Annotated in this window: 17 protein-coding genes; 12 read left to right on the top strand and 5 right to left on the bottom strand. The window is 77.8% G+C overall.

Annotated elements, in window-relative coordinates; translation table 11 throughout:
• Positions 1-56 precede the first annotated feature (56 nt).
• On the top strand, positions 57-1,310 hold the full coding sequence (locus tag ANAEK_RS20880) for a penicillin-binding transpeptidase domain-containing protein (protein ID WP_012528115.1): 1,254 nt from the start codon (positions 57-59) through the stop codon (positions 1,308-1,310).
• A 1-nt stretch (position 1,311) separates the two neighbouring features.
• Here ANAEK_RS20880 and ANAEK_RS20875 read toward each other — a convergent pair whose 3' ends face one another.
• Together ANAEK_RS20875 and ANAEK_RS20870 are read right to left on the bottom strand one after the other, a co-directional pair.
• The gene (locus ANAEK_RS20875; protein WP_012528114.1) at positions 1,312-2,391 is read right to left on the bottom strand and encodes an HNH endonuclease; all 1,080 of its coding nucleotides are present in this window, start codon (positions 2,389-2,391) and stop codon (positions 1,312-1,314) included.
• Positions 2,392-2,832: 441 nt separating this feature from the next.
• The gene (locus ANAEK_RS20870; protein ID WP_041454136.1) at positions 2,833-3,945 is read right to left on the bottom strand and encodes a DUF4388 domain-containing protein; all 1,113 of its coding nucleotides are present in this window, start codon (positions 3,943-3,945) and stop codon (positions 2,833-2,835) included.
• 65 nt (positions 3,946-4,010) lie between these two features.
• On the opposite strand from ANAEK_RS20870, the gene ANAEK_RS20865 reads away from it, so the two are divergent.
• From ANAEK_RS20865 to ANAEK_RS20825, 9 genes are all read left to right on the top strand, one after another.
• On the top strand, positions 4,011-4,625 hold the full coding sequence (locus ANAEK_RS20865; RefSeq protein WP_012528112.1) for a TlpA disulfide reductase family protein: 615 nt from the start codon (positions 4,011-4,013) through the stop codon (positions 4,623-4,625).
• Between the two features lie 216 nt (positions 4,626-4,841).
• On the top strand, positions 4,842-5,831 hold the full coding sequence (locus tag ANAEK_RS20860; RefSeq protein WP_012528111.1) for a dihydrodipicolinate reductase: 990 nt from the start codon (positions 4,842-4,844) through the stop codon (positions 5,829-5,831).
• 12 nt (positions 5,832-5,843) lie between these two features.
• Positions 5,844-6,278 (top strand): MaoC family dehydratase N-terminal domain-containing protein, encoded by a 435-nt coding sequence (locus ANAEK_RS20855; RefSeq protein ID WP_012528110.1) that lies wholly within the window; start codon positions 5,844-5,846, stop codon positions 6,276-6,278.
• 7 nt (positions 6,279-6,285) lie between these two features.
• Positions 6,286-7,284: a MaoC family dehydratase gene (locus ANAEK_RS20850; RefSeq protein WP_012528109.1), complete on the top strand. Its 999-nt coding sequence runs from the start codon at positions 6,286-6,288 to the stop codon at positions 7,282-7,284.
• A 28-nt stretch (positions 7,285-7,312) separates the two neighbouring features.
• The gene (locus ANAEK_RS20845; protein ID WP_012528108.1) at positions 7,313-8,203 is read left to right on the top strand and encodes a TRAP transporter TatT component family protein; all 891 of its coding nucleotides are present in this window, start codon (positions 7,313-7,315) and stop codon (positions 8,201-8,203) included.
• A 9-nt stretch (positions 8,204-8,212) separates the two neighbouring features.
• Positions 8,213-9,085, top strand: a complete 873-nt coding sequence (locus ANAEK_RS20840) for a DUF4292 domain-containing protein (protein WP_012528107.1) — start codon at positions 8,213-8,215, stop codon at positions 9,083-9,085.
• 130 nt (positions 9,086-9,215) lie between these two features.
• Complete coding sequence (locus ANAEK_RS20835; RefSeq protein WP_012528106.1) at positions 9,216-9,917, top strand: MotA/TolQ/ExbB proton channel family protein; 702 nt, start codon at positions 9,216-9,218, stop codon at positions 9,915-9,917.
• Between the two features lie 3 nt (positions 9,918-9,920).
• Positions 9,921-10,400: a biopolymer transporter ExbD gene (locus tag ANAEK_RS20830; protein ID WP_012528105.1), complete on the top strand. Its 480-nt coding sequence runs from the start codon at positions 9,921-9,923 to the stop codon at positions 10,398-10,400.
• A gap of 80 nt (positions 10,401-10,480) precedes the next feature.
• On the top strand, positions 10,481-11,980 hold the full coding sequence (locus tag ANAEK_RS20825) for a general secretion pathway protein GspE (RefSeq protein WP_012528104.1): 1,500 nt from the start codon (positions 10,481-10,483) through the stop codon (positions 11,978-11,980).
• Between the two features lie 189 nt (positions 11,981-12,169).
• Here the strand turns inward: ANAEK_RS20825 and apaG are convergent, their stop codons facing one another.
• Positions 12,170-12,547 carry a Co2+/Mg2+ efflux protein ApaG gene (gene apaG, locus ANAEK_RS20820; protein WP_012528103.1) on the bottom strand — a complete coding sequence of 126 codons (378 nt, stop codon included), beginning with the start codon at positions 12,545-12,547 and terminating at the stop codon, positions 12,170-12,172.
• A gap of 48 nt (positions 12,548-12,595) precedes the next feature.
• On the opposite strand from apaG, the gene ANAEK_RS20815 reads away from it, so the two are divergent.
• Together ANAEK_RS20815 and ANAEK_RS20810 are read left to right on the top strand one after the other, a co-directional pair.
• Positions 12,596-13,462, top strand: a complete 867-nt coding sequence (locus ANAEK_RS20815; protein ID WP_012528102.1) for a cobalamin-binding protein — start codon at positions 12,596-12,598, stop codon at positions 13,460-13,462.
• Between the two features lie 10 nt (positions 13,463-13,472).
• On the top strand, positions 13,473-14,303 hold the full coding sequence (locus ANAEK_RS20810; protein ID WP_232288301.1) for a Sir2 family NAD-dependent protein deacetylase: 831 nt from the start codon (positions 13,473-13,475) through the stop codon (positions 14,301-14,303).
• Between the two features lie 12 nt (positions 14,304-14,315).
• Here the strand turns inward: ANAEK_RS20810 and ANAEK_RS20805 are convergent, their stop codons facing one another.
• Positions 14,316-14,843, bottom strand: a complete 528-nt coding sequence (locus ANAEK_RS20805; RefSeq protein ID WP_012528100.1) for a gamma-glutamylcyclotransferase family protein — start codon at positions 14,841-14,843, stop codon at positions 14,316-14,318.
• A gap of 33 nt (positions 14,844-14,876) precedes the next feature.
• Positions 14,877-17,198 carry a carboxypeptidase regulatory-like domain-containing protein gene (locus ANAEK_RS20800; protein ID WP_012528099.1) on the bottom strand — a complete coding sequence of 774 codons (2,322 nt, stop codon included), beginning with the start codon at positions 17,196-17,198 and terminating at the stop codon, positions 14,877-14,879.
• Positions 17,199-17,228 lie beyond the last annotated feature (30 nt).

Here is a 17,228-nt window from a genome sequence, read left to right as displayed (position 1 = left end):
TTTTGACGCGGGCGGCCGCGTGGGGCACACTGCGCCCGTCTCCCGCCTCAGGTCCGATGAAGCACTCCAAGCTCTCCGTCTGGCTCCTCCCCGCGAGCGCGCTCGTGCTCGCGGGACTGGCCGCCCCGCGCCCCGAGCCCGCCCACGCGGCGGCCCCGGCGGCGAGCGCCGCGGCCGGGACCCCTACTTCCACCTCCACCCCCGCCGCCGCCGAGCGGACACCGCCGCTCGGGGAGCCACGCTACGACGCCGCGCTGGGCCGATGGGTCGCGCCGCTCGGGCCGGGGCGGGCGGTGCTGACGATCGATCCGCGCCTGCAGGCGCGCCTCGAGCGCACGCTCGCGTCGAACGCCGTGCCCTGGGGCGTGACCGTCCTCATCGAGCCCGCCACCGGCCGCGTCCTCGCCATGGCCGAGCACTCCGAGGCCGAGCCTGCGCGCAAGGGGCTCGCGCGCGCCGCCCTGGCGCCCGCCGCCAGCATCTTCAAGATCGTGACCACCGCCGCGCTGCTCGAGCGCGGCGTCCGCCCCGACGACGAGGTCTGCTACCACGGCGGCAAGCGCCGCCTGCAGCCCAAGCTCCTCGCCGACGACCCGCGCCGCGACAGCCGCTGCCTCAGCCTCACCTCCGCGCTCGGCCACAGCGCCAACGTCGTGTTCGCGAAGCTCGCCGGCCGCGACCTCGGCGCCGCCGAGCTGCGCACCGCCGCCGGCCGGTTCCTGTTCGGCGAGCCCATCCCCTTCGCGCTGCCGGTGGAGGTCTCGCCCGCGCCCATCCCCGAGGATCCCTTCGAGCTCGCCAACACCGCCGCCGGCTTCGGCCCCGTGCGGCTGTCCCCCCTGCACGCCGCGCTCCTCGCCGCCACCGTCGCGAACGGCGGCGTGTTCGTCCCGCCCTCGCTGGTGGAGGAGGCCGACGGCGCCACCCCGCCCGTGCCCCCCGCGCCCTGGCGCGTGATCGACGAGCAGGTCGCCGGCGCGCTCGCCGAGGCCATGCGCAGCACCGTGACCGAGGGCACCGCCCGCAAGGTGTTCCGCCGCGGCGGCCCCGGCTCGCTCCGTGGCGTCGAGGTCGCCGGCAAGACCGGCTCGCTGACCGACCCGTCGCCGTACCGCGACTACTCCTGGTTCGTCGGCTACGCGCCGCTGGATCGCCCCGAGATCGCCGTCGCGACCCTGGTGGTGAACGGCCAGAAGTGGCGGACCCGCGCCACCGCGGTCGCCCGCGACGCGCTCGAGGCGTACTTCTCGAACCGCGTCGCCAGCGCCGCCGCGCCCGGCCTGCGGACCGCGAAGGCCCCCGCGCCCTGATTCATCCCCAGCGCCGCCTGCTGGCATAGGCGTCCACGAGCGCGTCCCCGAGGACCCGCCGCGCCTCCTCGAGGTTGTGGCCCCGGCAACGGATGCGGAGGTTGTCCGCCGTCGAGGGCCCGCCGCGCGCGAGCGGGACGATGTGGTCCAGCTCGAGCCGGTGCGTGGAGCCGCAGGGCTCGCCCGAGGCGAGGGCGAAGGTGCACCGCCCGCCGTCGCGCTCCCAGACCTCGCGCCGGACCTGCGCAGGGATGTGCTCCCGCCGCTGCGAGGCGCGGACCGTCTTCTGCGGCTTCGCCGTGAGGCGCTTGCGGCGTGAGCGCTCGGCAAGGAGCTGATCCAGCGCCGCCTCGAGGACGTCCTCGCGGGTGGCACCGGGCATGGCGTGCGAAAGCGCGTCCCGCGCCGCGTCGAGCTTCCTCAGGAACGCCTTCGAGACCGTGAGGTGCATCCGGGCCTGATCGGAGGCGAGCCAGTCCACCGAGCTGGGCTTCGCGATCGGTACCGCGAGGCAGGCCGCCCGCGGAGCCGGCGTAGCCGGCTCGGTGGCAGCGGACGCAGGCGGCGTTTCATGCGCATGAAATAGAACGCTCCGTGCGGGTAGCGGCGCCGCGGCATCACGCGATGACGACGCCGGAACCGCAGGAGGGGCCGCGATCCGGACCGGCACGACGACCTCTCGCTGCGGAGGGTTCTCGACCGGCCGGATGGAGGCAACCACCGCAGCGGCGTCGCGGCTCGATAGCCCAAAGAACCGCGGCAGGATCTCCGCGCAGTTCTCGGTGGTCACCACCTTCGCCAGCTCACAGACGGAGGAGAGGCAGAGCTTGCCCTCCCGGAGCGCGCCCTCGACCGCCGGATAGCGCTGGATGAGCTCGGCGGCTGTCTTGCGAAGCTGCGCGGACCCGGCCGAGAGCTTCAGCTCACGGTGCAGGAAGGAAAAGAGCGACGTGTGCCCGCGCGCCCGCCACAGCCCGCGCTCGTCGAACTCCGCCAGGGCGACCAGGAACTCCGCCATGGCGTGCCGCTCCGAGCGGAGAAGAGAGACGAGACGCTTCGTGAACTCGAGTGCGATGTCCATGACAGGAGCATCGCACGCGATTTTCGCCATCCGTAAAACGCGCGAGGATGCCCCAGGACGCGCGAACGCCGCCGGGGCTCCGCGTCCTCCTCGGCTCACGCCCGCGAGTCGTAGCGCCGCGCTGCGAGCCCGCGAAGACCCTGCCCCCCAGCGATTCCATCGGCGAACGCCGTGCCGCGCGCCAACCACGTCAAGCATTCACTGAGAGACAAATGGGTGCCTCGCTTGCCTCGCCCGGCGCGCGCCCCCCGCGCCCCGCGCCTCACCCACGCGCCTCTGGCGAGCCGATCCCGCCGCGCCCGGTTCCGGCCCAACGGCCCCGCCCCCGACCCCAGCCGCACCCTCAAGGCCCAAGCTCACCACGAGCGGGCATCAGCGCGCCGCCGCCAGCGCCCCGCCCGCCCGCCCTTCGACGACCTCACCACGACCCCCCCCAACCCCTCACAACACAACCAACCCCGAATCCGCGAACCTCCTCAGCGCCTTCAGCACGTCCAGCTCGCGCATCGGCGCCGCCCGCACCAGCTCCGCGACGCTGCGCTTCCCGTCGCACCGCGAGAGCAGGTACCGGTCCGCCGCCGGCAGCCGCATCCGGGCGAGGTCCGGCGCGGACACCTGCGCCGCAGGCCGGAGCGGCGTCGCCAGCAGCTCCGCCTGGAGCCGCTCGCCGAGCGCCGCCTCCGCCTCGGCCCGCGCCGCGCGCGCGGGGGCCCACGCCGGCGCCAGCTCGGCCGCGCGCGCGGCCGCCAGCTCCGCCTCGTCGGCGCGGCCGTCGGCGAGCAGCCCGCGGGCGCGCTCCACCAGCTCCGCCGCGTCGCGCTCGGGCGCCACGGCGCCCACCTCCGGCGCGGGCGCGGCAGCGCGGAGCACGCCCTGGTTCGCGAGCGCGTAGAGCCGCTGGTGCAGGTGGAAGTCGGTGGCGTTGAGCGCGAGGCCGACCTCGTCGATGGTCTTCCCGGCGCGCGCCAGCGCGAGGAGCCGTCCGTCCACGGTGCCGGGCGCGAGGCCGGGCGGCACGCGGGCCTCGTCCACCACCAGCGTGGCGGCGCCGCTCGGGAACTGCGCGCGGAACGCGCTCCACGCGGTGGCGCGAAACTCCGCCTCGCGCGCGATCTCGGCGAGCGGCACCTCCGGATCGAGCTCGTCCACCGCGGCCGGCGGCGCGTCGTCGAACGTGAACACCCCCGAGTCCCACAGGAACACGTCGAGCAGCGTCTCGCGGATCTTGATGGCGAGCACCTCGCGCACCGTCTCCGGCGCCACCAGCCCCACCATGACGAGCACCCGGCCCAGCCGGACGCGCGTCTGCTCCTGCGTCTCGAACGCCTTCTGCAGCTGCGCCTCGGTGAGGTGGCCGTAGTTGACGAGCAGCTGGCCGAGGAACTCGCGCGGATCGTTGGACGCGGCCGCGACCGCGGCGCCCCCGCGGAGCTGCAGCGTCTTCCGGACCGAGCCGCGCTCGCAGGTGAGCGCGCCGGTCATGGCGCGCCGCGAGAGCAGCTCCACCAGCTCGCCGAGCGGGAGCACCGCGAAGCTGCCCATGAGGCCGCGCACGCGCGGAGTGTGTACCGGGCGGCGCGCTGGCGGCAAGGCGGCCCCTCGTGTAAGAACTTCCCGCCATGAGCCCCTGGTCCGTCCGCCCCGCCGCGCGCGCGGCCGCCGCCCTCGCCGCCGCGACCCTGGTCTCGCTCGCCGCCTGCAAGGACTCCCGCCCCGCCGTCTCCCAGGCCGAGCTGGATCGCTTCGGGATCGAGCGCGCCACGCCGGTGGCGGCCCCGCCCATCGAGCTCATCTCGCTCGACGGCACCCGGTTCTCGCTGGCGAGCGCGAAGGGGCAGGTGGTGTTCGTGAACTTCTGGGCCACCTGGTGCCCGCCGTGCCGCACCGAGATGCCCTCGATGCTGGCCCTCGGTCGGGAGCTGGAGGCGAAGTACCCGGGCAAGTTCCGGATGGTCGCGGTCTCGGTGGACGAGGCCTGGGACCCCGTGCGCGAGTTCATCTCCGCGCCTCCCTACATGGGGTCGACCGCCGGGGCCACGGTGGTGCTCGACGCGGACCAGTCGGTCACCATGCGCTACTACTGCGCCGCCCGGGGCGGCTGCCCGGACTCGTACAAGTTCCCCGAGTCGTACATCGTGGGGAAGGACGGGAAGCTCGTGTCGATGGTGATCGGGCCGCGCGAGTGGTCGGTCCCGGTGGCGCGCGCCTACCTCGAGCAGCTCATCGGGTCCTGAACCGGTCCCCCCGCCGTTTCCCAGCAATGCCCGCAGGTTGACTCGGTGCGCCCTGCACCGGGCGTGACTGCGCGCGCACATCCACCCCCGCATGGCTCGGCGGGGCCCGCTCCCCGGAATTCTTGATAGGCCCCGATCACGTGCACTATAAATGCCCGTGAATCTTTGAAGATCCGGCGATCGACGCCACGTCGCCCGGGTCCTCCGGAGGGGCGTTTGGACGCGCGCGGCATCCCGGTGGTGGTGATGGGCCTCGGCGAGATCGGACGGGCGATCGCCCGCGCCGTGATCGCCCGTCCGGACCTCGAGCTGGTCGCGGCGGTGGACTCCAGCGCGTCGCTGGCCGGTCGGCCGCTCGGCGAGCTGCTGGGCGTCCCCGCGCCCGCCCTGAAGATCGCGGCGGACCCGAAGGCGGCGTTCGCCGCGGCGAAGGGGGGCGTGCTGCTGCTCGCGACCGCGAGCACGCTCGACGCCGTCCGCCCCGACCTCGAGCGCGCGGTGCGCGCCGGGCTCTCGGTGGTGTCCACCTGCGAGGAGCTCGCCTACCCGTGGCTGCGCCACGAGGAGGCCGCCGACGCGCTCGACGCGCTCTGCGAGCAGCGCAACGTGGCCGTGCTCGGCACCGGCGCGAACCCGGGCTTCGTGCTCGACCGGCTGGCCGCGGTGCTCGGGCACGCGACCGGCCCGGTGCGCCACGTGCGCGGCCTGCGCGTGGTGGACGCGTCGAAGCGGCGCGCGGCGCTGCTGCGGAAGATCGGCGCGGGCCTCGACGAGGACGCGTTCCACGAGGCGGCCGAGCGCGGCGAGGTCGGGCACGTGGGCCTGGCCGAGTCGGCCGCGCTCGCCGCCACCGGCCTCGGGCTCGGGGTGGACGAGGTGGACGAGGAGCTCGCGCCGCTGGTCGCGGAGGAGGACGCGCGCGGCGGCCCGGTGCCGGTCCGGCGCGGGCAGGTGGCGGGCTTCACGCAGGTCGCGCGCGTGTTCGCCGACGAGCGCGAGGTGGTGCGGCTCGAGCTGACCATCGCGGTGGACGCGGACGACCCGCGCGACGAGGTCGAGCTGGACGCGGACCCGCCGCTCCGGCTGGTGGTGCCGGGCGGCATCCCCGGCGACGCCGCCACCGCCGCGGCGGTGGTGAACGCGGCGGCGGCGGTGACGGAGCTGCGCGGGCTGGTCACGGTGCTCGACCTTCCCGCGGGCCGGTGAACGAGAGGGCGCATGCTCGACAGATCGCTGATCGGCAGGGAGAGCGAGCCGGTGGTCCACGAGGTGGAGCGCGGCGCGATCCGCCGCTTCGCCGAGGCGCTCGGCGACCCCAACCCGCTCTACCAGGACGAGGCCGTCGCGCGCGCCGCCGGCTTCCCGGCGCTGGTCGCCCCGCCGACGTTCCCGGCGGCGCTCACCTCCAACGAGCGCTTCCGCCACTCGCTCGACCTCGGAACGCGCTCGGTGCTGCATGGCGAGCAGCAGCTCGAGTACGCCCGGCCGCTGGTGGCCGGCGACCGCATCACCGTGGTGACCCGGGTGGCCGACGTGCAGGAGCGCGCCGGCGCGAGCGGCCCCACCGACGTCCTCGTGCTCGAGGACGAGGGGCGCGACCCGGAGGGCAAGGTGGTGTTCCGGTCGCGCGAGACGCTGCTGCTGCGCCGCTGAGGGGACGATGACGCTCACCGCACGCCAGCTCTACTTCGAGGCGGTCAAGGTGGGGGACGAGCTGCCCCCGCTGGTGAAGCCGCCGGTGGACCGCCTGCAGATCGCGCGCTACGCGGGCGCGGCGCAGGACTGGAACCCGCTCTGCATCGACGAGGTCCACGCGAAGAACGCCGGGTTCCCCAGCGCGCTCGCCCCCGGCATGCTCAGCATGGGCTTCCTGGGCGAGCTGGTGATGGACTGGGTGCGCGGCGCGCGGCTGCGCCGGTTCCAGGCGCGGTTCGTGAAGATCGTGTGGCCCGGCGACGTGCTCACGGTGCGCGGCCGCGTGGTGGACCGGCGCTTCGAGGAGGGCGGCCGCTACGCGGTGGACATCGAGACCTGGGCCGAGAACCACCGCGGGGAGCTGGTGGTGCGCGGCCTCGCCTCGTTCCAGCTCTACTACAGCGCCGACGACGAGACCCGGCAGCGCGCGGGGCAGCCGCCGCTGGTGGTGACGCCGGCCGAGGAGGAGGCGCGGCTCGCGAAGCTGTCGCGCGCGCAGCCGCCGCGCCCGGCGCCGGTCACCGGCCGGTCGCTGGCGCCGCCGCGCCCGCTCGCGCCGCCACCCGCCCCGCAGCGGCCCGCGCCGCCCGCCGGTGCCCGCCCCGCGCCGGCGCCCGCCGCGGCGCCGCGTCCCCCCGCCGCCGCGCCGGCCCGGCCCGGCGCCGCCCCGTCGCGTCCCGCACAGCCGGCGCGCCCCGCGACGCAGGCCCCGCGCCCGCCCGCGTCTGCCGCGCGCCCCGCGCCCGCCGCGCGCCCCGCGTCCGCCACCCGTGCACCGGCGGCGGCCGCGAAGGCGAAGCGCCCCGCCGCCCCCGCTCGCCCCGCCGCGAAGCGCCCCGCGGCCGCGAACGCCAAGGGGCCGGCGCGGCCGCACCCGGCGAAGCGCCCGGCCCGCAAGGAGAAGGCGGCCGGCGCCCGCGCCCGCGCCCCCGGCCGCAAGCCGGGCGGGAAGAAGCGGCGGTGACGTCCGCCGCCGGCCGGAGCCACGCACCGTGAACGCCTCCCGGACCCCCCTGGCCGCCATCGCGGCCGCGGCCGCCGTGGCGCTGGCCGGGCCCGCGTGCCGGCGCGCCGCCGAGGCGCCGCCGCCCGCCTCGCCCGACGCCGCGCGCGCCGCCGCGGAGCGCTACGAGCAGGCGCTCGCGGAGGGCGACCGCGCCTACGCCGATCGCGACGAGCCGGCCCGCCTCGCCGAGGCGATCGCCGCCTACGGGCGCGCCGCCACGGTCCGCCCCGGCGATCCGGGCCCCGAGCTGCGCATCGCGCGCGCCGAGGCGTTCGCCGGGCTCGCGGCCGAGGATCCCGCGCACGCCCGGCAGGCCTGGGACGCCTCCGCGCGGGCGGCGGAGCGGGCGCTGCGGGCGCTCTCGCCGGCGTGGGCGCAGGCCATCGACCACGGCGACGATCCGGCCGCCGCCGCCGCGCGGGTGGAGGCGCCCGGGGCGGAGGCGCTCTACTGGCTCGCGCTCGGGTCGATGCGCTCGGCCCAGACGAGCGGCTACGCCGCGGTGCTGGCGGTGAAGGACGCGACGCTCGCCATGATGTCGCGCGCCGCCGCGCTCGACGAGCGCGTGGACGCGGCCGGCCCGCACCGCGCCCTGGGCGCCTGGCGCGCGGCGCTCCCGGTCGCGGCCGGCGGGGGCGCGGCCGCGGCGCGGGCCCACTTCGACCGCGCGCGGGCGCTGTTCCCCGCCGAGCCGCTCGCCCGCGTGGCCGAGGCCGAGACCTACGCGGTCCTGGTCCAGGATCGCGCGCTGTTCGAGCGGCTTCTCGGCGAGGTGCTCGCGCCGGGCGACGGGGGCGACCCGGATCGCGCCCCGGAGCGCGGGGTGGCGCGCCGCCGGGCGAAGGCGCTGCTGGAGCGCGCCGGCCGGCTGTTCTAGATCCCGCCGATGCCCACCCGAGCCCGCACCGCCCTCGCGCCCTCCCGCCTCGCCGCGCTCGCGCTCGCCACGCTGGCCCTCGCCGGCTGCCGCCCGCGGGTGCCGCCCCCCGACCTGTCGCTCGATCCGGCCGCGCTGCTCGCGCAGGTCCAGGCGGCGCAGGGGAGGGTGCGCGCGGTGCGCGGCGAGGCCCGCGTCGCGGTGGACGCGCAGGGGCAGTCGGGCACCGTCTCGCAGTTCGTGGCGGCGGAGGTGCCGGACCGGCTGCACCTCGAGACGCTCGACTTCTTCGGGAACGTGGCCGCCGTGCTGGTCGCGGCCGACGGGCGCTTCTCGCTGTACGACGCGCGGAGCAAGGTGCTCTACCGCGGCGAGGCGACCCCGGAGAACCTGGCGCGCCTGGTGCCGCTGCCGCTCACGGCGGGCGAGCTGGTGCGGATCCTGTGCGGCGGCGCGCCGCTCCTCGACGGCCGGCCCGCCGCCGCCGAGCCCGGCGCCGGCCACGTCGCGCTCACGCTCGAGGCGGGCCCGTGGGCGCAGGTGCTGCGGATCGGGCGAGGCGCGGCGGTGGAGCGCTCCTGGCGCTCGGTCGAGGGGGGCGGGCCGGGCGAGTACGACCTCGCCTTCGGCGCGTTCTCGCCCGCGAGCGAGGGGCGCTTCCCGTCCGAGGTGAAGCTGCGCTCGGAGCGCCCGCGCGTCCGGCTCGAGCTGCGCTGGCGGGAGGTGGAGGTGAACCCCGCCCTCGATCCCGGCCTCTTCCGGCTGGACCCGCCGCGCGGCGCGCGCGTCGTCGAGCTGGACGAGCGCTCCGCCCCGCCGCCGCCGGACCTGTTCCGCGCCGAGCCGGCGCCCGCTCCCGGGTCCCCCGGCCGGGCCGACTAGCGCCCCATCGGCGGGCCGCAGGGGGAATGCGCCGGTGACCCCGCGCGTTCGCCGCCGAGGGACCGAGAAGCCCCCCGCCGGCGCGAGGCCGCGGTTAGACTCCCTCCGTTCCCCACCCCGGAGACGCACCTTGGACACCAGCCTCGTCGGCATCATGAAGACCGGCAGCGCGTCGATGTGGATCATCGTCGCGTGCTCGGTCATCGCGCTCGCGGTCGCCATCGAGCGCGGCATCGCGCTCTGGGGCTTCACCGCCCGGGCGAAGAGCCTGGCCGACGCGGTGACCCGCGCCCTGTACCGGGGTGACCTCGAGGACGGGCGCGCGCAGTGCGAGCGCTCGGGCTCGCCGGCGGCCGACGTGTTCCTGGCCGGCCTGGTGGCGGTGGCGCCGCGGCCGGGCCCCGGCGGCCGGGCCCCGGCGCCCACCGCCGAGAAGATCGCCGCGGCGGTGGAGCGCGAGCGCCAGCAGGTGAACCTGAAGCTCCGCCGCAACCTGTGGATCCTCGGCACCGTGGGCGCGACCGCGCCGTTCGTGGGCCTGTTCGGCACCGTGGTCGGCATCATGCACGCGTTCCGGCAGATGGCCGCCACCGGGCAGGGCGGCTTCACGGTGGTGGCGGCCGGCATCTCCGAGGCGCTCGTCACCACCGCGGGCGGCATCGCCGTCGCGATCGAGGCGGTGGTGATCTTCAACTTCCTCAACGTGCACGTGCAGAAGCTCGCGCTGCAGCTCCGCCTGCTCACCGAGGAGTACCTCGAGATCGTGAAGGAGGTCCTCGCGGGCGGCGCCCGGCCCCAGGAACCCGCGGCCCGCAGCGCCGGGGAGGGCTAGCGCATGGCGCTCGGCGGACCCTCGAGCGGCGGCGACGGCGGCGAGGACGAGGTCGGCGGCGGGATCTTCGCCGACATCAACATCACGCCGCTCACCGACATCTTCCTCGTCCTCCTCATCATCTTCATGGTGACGACCACGGCGATCGCCGAGGCCGGCCAGGAGAAGGGCGGCTTCAAGGTGAACCTGCCGAAGGGCGGGAAGGGCGAGGCCTCGCAGATCCCGCAGGACCTGGCGGTGGCGGTGCTCGCCGACGGGCGCGCGGTGGTGGGCGGGAAGGTGCTCGCCGACGACGCGCTCACCGCGGCGTTCGCCGAGGCGGCCGGCCGCAACGCGGAGCTGGTGGTGCTGGTGCAGGCGGACGAGGGCGTGCCGCACGGCCGGGTGGTGCAGGTGATGGAGCTCGCCCGCGGCGCCGGCCTGAGCCGGCTGGCCATCGCCACCCGCGCGGACGCCGCGTCCGGCAGCGGCGGCGGCCGCTGAGCGCATGTAGGCGGATGGGCGTCGCGCGCGCCCCGAGGGGCTCGACCCGCCGTGCAGGGCGAAGGTAGGATCCGCCGCGCATGGACGCCATCGGGAAGAGGCGGCTCGGGGAGCTCCTGCTCGAGGCGGGCGTCATCGACGCCACGCAGCTGCAGTCCGCGCTCGGGCACCAGCGCCAGTGGGGCGTCCGGCTCGGCCAGGCGCTCGTGGACCTGAAGCTCGCCGGCGAGGCGGACATCGTCCAGGCGCTGTCGCGCAAGTACGGCTACGAGGTGGCGCGCCTCGACGCGCTCGAGCCGTACGCGCTGGAGCTGGCGCTGCGCCTCGTGCCGCGCGAGTTCGCGCTGCGCAACAACGTCTTCCCGCTCGGCGCCGACACCGGCACGCTCGCGGTGGCGATGTCCGATCCCACCAACCTGGCGGTGGTGGACGAGCTGCGCTTCCGCACCGGGCGGAAGGTGAAGGTGTGCATCGGCGGCGATCGCGAGATCGCGGCCGCGGTGAGGGACCGGTACCCGCACGACCACGCCATCGAGGCGATCGCGCTCGACCTCGACGCCGACGATCCGCCCGGCGAGGCGGTGCTCGATCCGTTCGGCGGCGGCTCGAAGGACGCGCTGGAGGCGTTCTTCGGCAGCGGCGCCGCCGCAGCCGCCCCGCGCCCTGCCGCACCGCGCGCCGCGCCGCCGCCCGGCGCCGCGCCCCCCACCGACGCTGCGTCCGCCGCCGGGCCGCGCCCCGCCGGCGCCGCGGTGGCAGCGCCGTCCGCGCCGACGGCGCCGCGGCCGCCCGGCCCCGCCGCCGTGCCCGCGCCGGGGTCCGCCCCGGGGCCCGGCCCAGGGCCCGGCCCAGGGTCCGCCCCGGCGACCCCGCCGCAGGCGCGGCCCGCGCCCGCCCCGGGGTCCGCCCACGCCATCCCGCCGCAGGCGCGACCCGCGCCCGCCGCCCCGCCGCGCCCCGGGCCGCCGCCCGGCGTCGCGGGTCGCGTCCCCGCCGGCCCCACCCGTCCGCTCCCGCCGCCCGGCGCGCTGCCGCCCTCGGGCGCGCGCCCTCCCGGCGCGCCCGCCTTCCGCCCCCCGCCGCCCGCGCCCGCCGGCGCCGTCCGCCCCGGCCAGGCGCCGCAGCCGATCCCGCGCCCTGCCGCCCCGCCCCCGGCGCCAACGGCGGCCCGTCCCGCGCCTGCCTCCGCCCCCGCCGCTGCGGCGCGCGCCGCCCCGTCGCCGGCCGCACCGTCGCCGGCCGCACCGCGCGCGCTCGCCGCCCCGCTGTCGCCCGGCCTCTCGCTCGAGCTCGAGGATCACCCCGGGCCCGAGGAGGTGGAGGCCGCGCGGGCGGCGCTGCTCGGCGCCATCCCGCAGGAGGGGCTGGGCACGCTCACGCCGCTGCCGATGGCCGATCCGTCGCCGTTCACCGAGGGTGAGCGTGCCATCCTGTCGGCGCTGGAGCGCCTCGCCGCCGGCGCGCCCGCCGAGCCGGAGATCGTGAAGCCCGCGCAGGCGATGGCGGCGCTGTTCCGCGCGCTCCTGAAGCGCGGGCTGCTCACCGAGCGCGACCTGCTCGACGAGCTCGTCGGGCGCTGAGAGCACGTGAAACAATCCCCTCCCGTCGCCGCGGCGGCCGATCCGCGTCGCATCGCGTCGTTGCTCCTCCCTCACATGCCGACGGGCATGCTCGGTCGTCGCGCCTCGCGCTGCTCGCGTCTCGACCGCCTGGCTCGGTCCCGGGATGGATTCACGCGCTCTGAGCGGCGCCCGCCGGCGCCGTCACGCTCAGTTCAGCGTGCCCGGCACGACCAGCGGGAACGGCGCGATGGTCGCGTCGAACGCCTGCCCGCCGTCGCGCACCATGCGGTAGGTGCCGCGCATCGAGCCGTGCGGCGTCTTCAGCACGCAGAAGCTGGTGTACTCGAAGTGCTCGCCGGGCTCGAGGTGGGGCTGCTGGCCGACCACGCCGTCGCCCACCACCTCCTCGCGCTCGCCGTTCGCGTCGAGGATGATCCAGCGGCGCGACACGAGCTGCGCCGGGACCTCGCCCTGGTTCGCGATCCGCACCGTGTACGAGAACAGGAACCGCCCGGGCTCGGAGCGCTCGGGCCGGAACGTGCTGCGGACGGTGACCTCGATGCCTTCGGTGACGGCGGTGGACACGCCCACCCCTTATAACCGGGGCGCGCCGTCGCGCCAGGGTGGCCCAACGTGGATCTCGCCGCGCTCCTCTCGCAGGCCCCGCCGCACCCCCGCCGCGTGGTGTGCCTCACCGAGGAGACCACCGAGACGCTCTACCGCATCGGCGCGGGGGACCTGGTGGTGGGCGTCTCCGGGTTCACCGTCCGTCCACCGGAGGCGCGCCGCAAGCCGCGGGTGAGCGCGTTCCTCTCCGCCGACGGGGACGCGATCGCGGCGCTCCGGCCGGACCTGGTGGTCGGCTTCTCCGACCTGCAGGCGGACGTGGCGGGCGACCTGGTGCGGCGCGGGATCCCGGTGCTGGTCACGAACCAGCGCTCGGTGGCGGAGATCCTCCAGACGCTCCGGCTGGTCACCGCGGCGGTGGGCCGCCCCGAGGCGGGGGAGGCGCTCGCGGCCGAGCTCGAGGCCGGCCTGGCGCGCGTGGCGGAGTCGGCGGCCGCGCTGCCCCGGCGCCCGCGCGTGTTCTTCGAGGAGTGGCCGGACCCGCTCATCGCCGGGATCCGCTGGGTCTCGGAGCTGCTGGAGCTGGCCGGCGCCGAGGACGTGTGCGCGGAGACCCGCGCCTCGCACTCGGCCAGGGGCCGGATCGTCGCCGCGGAGGAGGTGGCTCGGCGCGCGCCGGACGCGGTGGTGGCGAGCTGGTGCGGGAAGAAGGCCCGCCGCGAGGTGATCCGGGCGCGGCCGGGGTGGTCGGAGGTCCCGGCGGTGCGGGAGGACCAGCTCTACGAGGTGCGGAGCGCGATCATCCTGCAGCCCGGCCCCGCCGCCCTCACCGACGGGGTGCGCGCGCTCGCCGGCATCGTGGCCGCGGTGGCGCGCGGCGAGCGGCTGCCGGCCCGCCGCGAGGGGGAGCTGCGGGGTCCGCCGGCGGGCTAACATGGACGGCATGGCGACCGCGGGGCTCGAGGCGAAGCTGGAGCGCATCCTGGCCGAGGTGCGGGAGTCGGGCGGGAAGGTGGTGGCGCTCACCGGCGCCGGGATCTCGGCGGAGAGCGGCATCCCCACGTTCCGCGGCGCGGAGGGCTACTGGGTGGTCGGCTCCCGCAACTACATGCCGCAGGAGATGGCCACGCGGGAGATGTTCGAAGCCGCGCCGGACGAGGTGTGGCGCTGGTACCTGTACCGGTTCGGCGTGTGCCGCGACGCGCAGCCGAACCCGGGGCACGAGGCGCTGGTGCGGCTCGAGGCGGCGCTGGGCGAGCGGTTCACGCTCGTCACGCAGAACATCGACGGGCTGCACCGCCGCGCCGGCTCGCGCCGGGTGTTCTGCATCCACGGCGACGCCGCGTACGTCCGCTGCGCGAGGGAGTGCGGGGTGGGCCTGCTCGACCTCCCGGCGATGGCGCCGCGCCGCAAGGACGACCCGTTCACCGAGCGCGAGCGCTCCCAGCTCTCCTGCCCCGCCTGCGGCGGCTGGCTGCGCCCGCACGTGCTCTGGTTCGACGAGTACTACGACGAGGCGAACTACCGGATGGACAGCGCGGTCCGCGCCGCCGAGGCGGCCGACCTGCTCCTGGTGGTCGGCACGAGCGGCGCCACCAACCTGCCCATGCAGATCGGGCGCATCGCGTTCCACCGCGGCGCGGCGCTGGTGGACGTGAACCCCGAGGAGAACCCGTTCGCCGAGCTGGCCGCCCGGTCGGAGCGCGGCTTCTTCGCGCGCGGCAGCGCCTGCGCGCGGCTCCCCGGGATCGTGGCGGCGCTCGGCGCCGGGTAGCGGGCGCGGCGGTCAGCGCGCCGGGCGCAGCGCCTCGAGCTTGCGGATCCACGCGCCGGACAGCCCGGCCGCGCGCGCGCCGCGGATCACCGCCTCGAGGTAGGCGGGCGAGGGCGGCGCGTCCCGCGGCAGGCGGCGGTCCGGCGCGGCGCGGAACGCGACGGCGCGCGCCGCGGATCCGTCCGCCAGCCGGAGCGTCACCTCCTGCGGCGCGTACAGCCCGGAGATGACGCCCTCCTTGTGCTCGACCATCCCGCGCGCCACCCCGGGCAGCGCGAGCGCCAGCCCCTCCACCACCTCACCCTCCGCCTCGGCCAGGCTGGCCACCGCGCCGCCCCAGAAGCGCGACTCGACCTCGAACGCGAGCCGGAAGCCGGGGAGCGCCGCGGGCCGGCCCTGCCCGAGGTCGGGGGGCGCGTAGCCGTGATCGCGCGCCCAGGCGGCGAACGCCTCGGGATCGAGCGAGGAGCCGTACACGAACCAGGTGAAGGGCTGCGCGGCGCTGGCCTCGTGCGCCTTGCCGACGACGGGGAGGGACATGGGCCTCCCCTGTAACCGGCCCGGGGCCGCCCGTCACCGGCCGGCGGGGGCGCGCGCCGGCACCGCCGCCGAGACCGCGACCTCGAGGCGCCGCACCTCGCCGGCCGCGAGCCGCACCTCCGCCTCGCCGCGCCGCCCGTCCGCGGCGCGCACCGCGACGCGCAGCGGCCCGGCGGGCAGGTCGCCCAGCTCGAACCGATCCCCGGCGAAGCGGTGCACCTCGAGCGTGCGCCAGCCCTCCGGCCCCGGCTGCGAGGCGACCTCCAGCGCGAACCCCTTCACCGGCGCCCCGCCGCCGCGGACGACGCCTTCCAGCGCGGCGCCGGGCGAGAGCGTCACCGCGACCGCGCCCGCGGCCGGCAGCCGCCCGGTGAACGCGCCGCTGCGCCCGCCGTTGTGCGCCCGCACCTCCACCTCGCGCCCGGCCAGGCCCATGTCGCGCCCCAGGCGCACGCGGCCGTCCTCGCCGGCCCGGGCCGCCATCGCCACCCGGGCGTCGCCGGGGCGGGCCAGCGTCACCTCGGCGCCCGCCGACGGCGCGCCGCCCGGCTCGAGCACGCGCACCTCCGGCCCCGCCTCCTCGGCGGCCGCCGTCACCCGCAGCTCGAGCCGCGTGGTGCCGCCCGGCTCCACCCGCGCGAACGCCGGCGCGGCGCGGACGTCGGTGCCGGCCGCGTCGGCCGGCGCGGCCAGGACGCGGTAGTCGCCGGCGGGCAGCAGCAGCTCGAAGTTGCCGCTCGCGTCGACGAGGGTGCGCGCCACCTGCGGCGGGCCCTGGAGCGTGGCGGCGAGGACGGCGGTCCCGAGCGGCGGGGGCTTGCCGCCCGCGGAGGCCCGGCCGGCGAGCGCGCCCGGCGGGGCGAGGAAGAAGTCGACCTGCGCCGCCCGGCCCGCCTGCACGCGCACCGCGCGCGCCGCGCCGAGCGCGGCCCCGTCCTGCACCGCGGCCAGCTCGGCGCGTCCCACCTCCACGTCCTCCAGGCGGAAGCGCCCCTCGAAGTCGGTGCGCGCCTCCCGCGGCGCGAGCGCGGCCAGGCCGTCGCCCCGCGCGCCGAGGCGCACGCGCACGCGCGCCAGCGGCCGGCCGGCCGGATCCGTCACCACGCCCTCGACCGCGCCGAGCCCCGCCAGCGCGAGGCGCAGCGGGAAGCTCCGGCCCGGCTCGAGCGTCACCGCCTCGGCCCGCCCCGGCGTGGCGCCGGGCGCGGCGGCGAGCACGTCCCAGGGTCCCGGCGCGAGCCCCTCCACGCGGAAGCGCCCGGACGCGTCGGCGGTGGCGCGCGCCAGCGCGGCCGACGCCTGGTGCGGGCGCAGCACCACCTCGGCCGCGGCGAGCGGCGCGCCGCCCGAGGCGCGCACCACCTGCCCCTCCAGCGCCGCCCCCGGCCCGAGCCGCAGGGCCAGCCCGCGCCGCGCCGTCCCCGGGCCCGCCGTCACCCGCTCCGCGAGCGCCGCGGCCTCGCCGCCGCGCCCGGCCAGCAGCCGGTACTCGCCGGCGGGGACCGGGAGCTGGAAGCGCCCGTCTTCACCGACCGTCATCTCCGCCCAGTGGTCCGCCGAGGCGGCCCGCACCACCGCGCCCGCCGCCGGCCGGCCGTCGGCGCCGGTCACCACGCCGTCGAGCAGCGCCAGCGCGTCGAGCCGCAGCTCGAGCGGCGCGGCGCGCGGCACCGCCACCCGCGGCACGAGCAGCGCGTGGAACCCGGCGCCGTCGGCCCGCACCGCGTACAGGCCCGGCGCGAGCCCGGGCACCTCGAACGCGCCGCGCCGCCCGGTCTCCACCCGGGCCAGCTCCTCCGGCGGCGCGTCCGGCGCGGCGTCGCCGAGCGCCGAGGCGAGCGGGACCAGCTCCAGGCGGGCCGGCGCGGGCCGGCCGTCCGGCCCGGTCACGCGTCCCGACAGCGCGACCGGCGGCGCGAGCGCCACCTCCGCGTGCGTGACCTCCTCGCCGCCCGGCCGGATCACCTCGGCCCGTCCGGGAGCGAGCCCCACCGCGCGCGCCGCCACCAGGTACGCGCCGGGGCGGGCCGCCAGCCGCGCCACGCCGTCCTTCCCGGCGACGACGGTCCCGGCCGCGAGCCAGGCGGGGGCGCCGTTCGCGCCGCGCGCGCGCAGGTAGGCCCGGACCTCCGCGCCCGCCTGCGGCGCGCCGCCCGCGGTCACCCGCACGTCGAGGAAGCCGTCGGAGGCGGAGGCCGCCGGCGCGGGCGGGCTCGAGGTCGCGACCGCGGCCCCGGGCGTCCCCGGGAGCGGGCTGGTGCGCCCCGCGTGCGGGAGCTGCGAGACCACGAACACGGCGGTGAGCGCCGCGGCGGCGAAGACCGCGACGACGATGGCGATGGAGCGGGCGCGCATGGCTGCCTCCTGCGAACGCCAAGGGTAAAA

It is taken from the genome of Anaeromyxobacter sp. K (genome assembly GCF_000020805.1).
GTDB lineage: Bacteria > Myxococcota > Myxococcia > Myxococcales > Anaeromyxobacteraceae > Anaeromyxobacter > Anaeromyxobacter dehalogenans.
The sequence above is the reverse complement of the archived record's forward strand: the minus strand, read 5'-3'. Positions and strand labels throughout refer to the sequence as shown.

Excerpts from the sequence above, each read along its gene's own strand:
- ANAEK_RS20805 (WP_012528100.1), bottom strand. The coding sequence starts at position 14,843 with ATGTCCCTCCCCGTCGTCGGCAAGGCGCACGAGGCCAGCGCCGCGCAG.
- ANAEK_RS20855 (WP_012528110.1), top strand. The coding sequence starts at position 5,844 with ATGCTCGACAGATCGCTGATCGGCAGGGAGAGCGAGCCGGTGGTCCAC.
- ANAEK_RS20830 (WP_012528105.1), top strand. The coding sequence starts at position 9,921 with ATGGCGCTCGGCGGACCCTCGAGCGGCGGCGACGGCGGCGAGGACGAG.
- ANAEK_RS20850 (WP_012528109.1), top strand. The coding sequence starts at position 6,286 with ATGACGCTCACCGCACGCCAGCTCTACTTCGAGGCGGTCAAGGTGGGG.
- ANAEK_RS20825 (WP_012528104.1), top strand. The coding sequence starts at position 10,481 with ATGGACGCCATCGGGAAGAGGCGGCTCGGGGAGCTCCTGCTCGAGGCG.
- ANAEK_RS20840 (WP_012528107.1), top strand. The coding sequence starts at position 8,213 with ATGCCCACCCGAGCCCGCACCGCCCTCGCGCCCTCCCGCCTCGCCGCG.
- ANAEK_RS20875 (WP_012528114.1), bottom strand. The coding sequence starts at position 2,391 with ATGGACATCGCACTCGAGTTCACGAAGCGTCTCGTCTCTCTTCTCCGC.
- ANAEK_RS20880 (WP_012528115.1), top strand. The coding sequence starts at position 57 with ATGAAGCACTCCAAGCTCTCCGTCTGGCTCCTCCCCGCGAGCGCGCTC.
- ANAEK_RS20800 (WP_012528099.1), bottom strand. The coding sequence starts at position 17,198 with ATGCGCGCCCGCTCCATCGCCATCGTCGTCGCGGTCTTCGCCGCCGCG.
- ANAEK_RS20865 (WP_012528112.1), top strand. The coding sequence starts at position 4,011 with ATGAGCCCCTGGTCCGTCCGCCCCGCCGCGCGCGCGGCCGCCGCCCTC.
- ANAEK_RS20810 (WP_232288301.1), top strand. The coding sequence starts at position 13,473 with ATGGCGACCGCGGGGCTCGAGGCGAAGCTGGAGCGCATCCTGGCCGAG.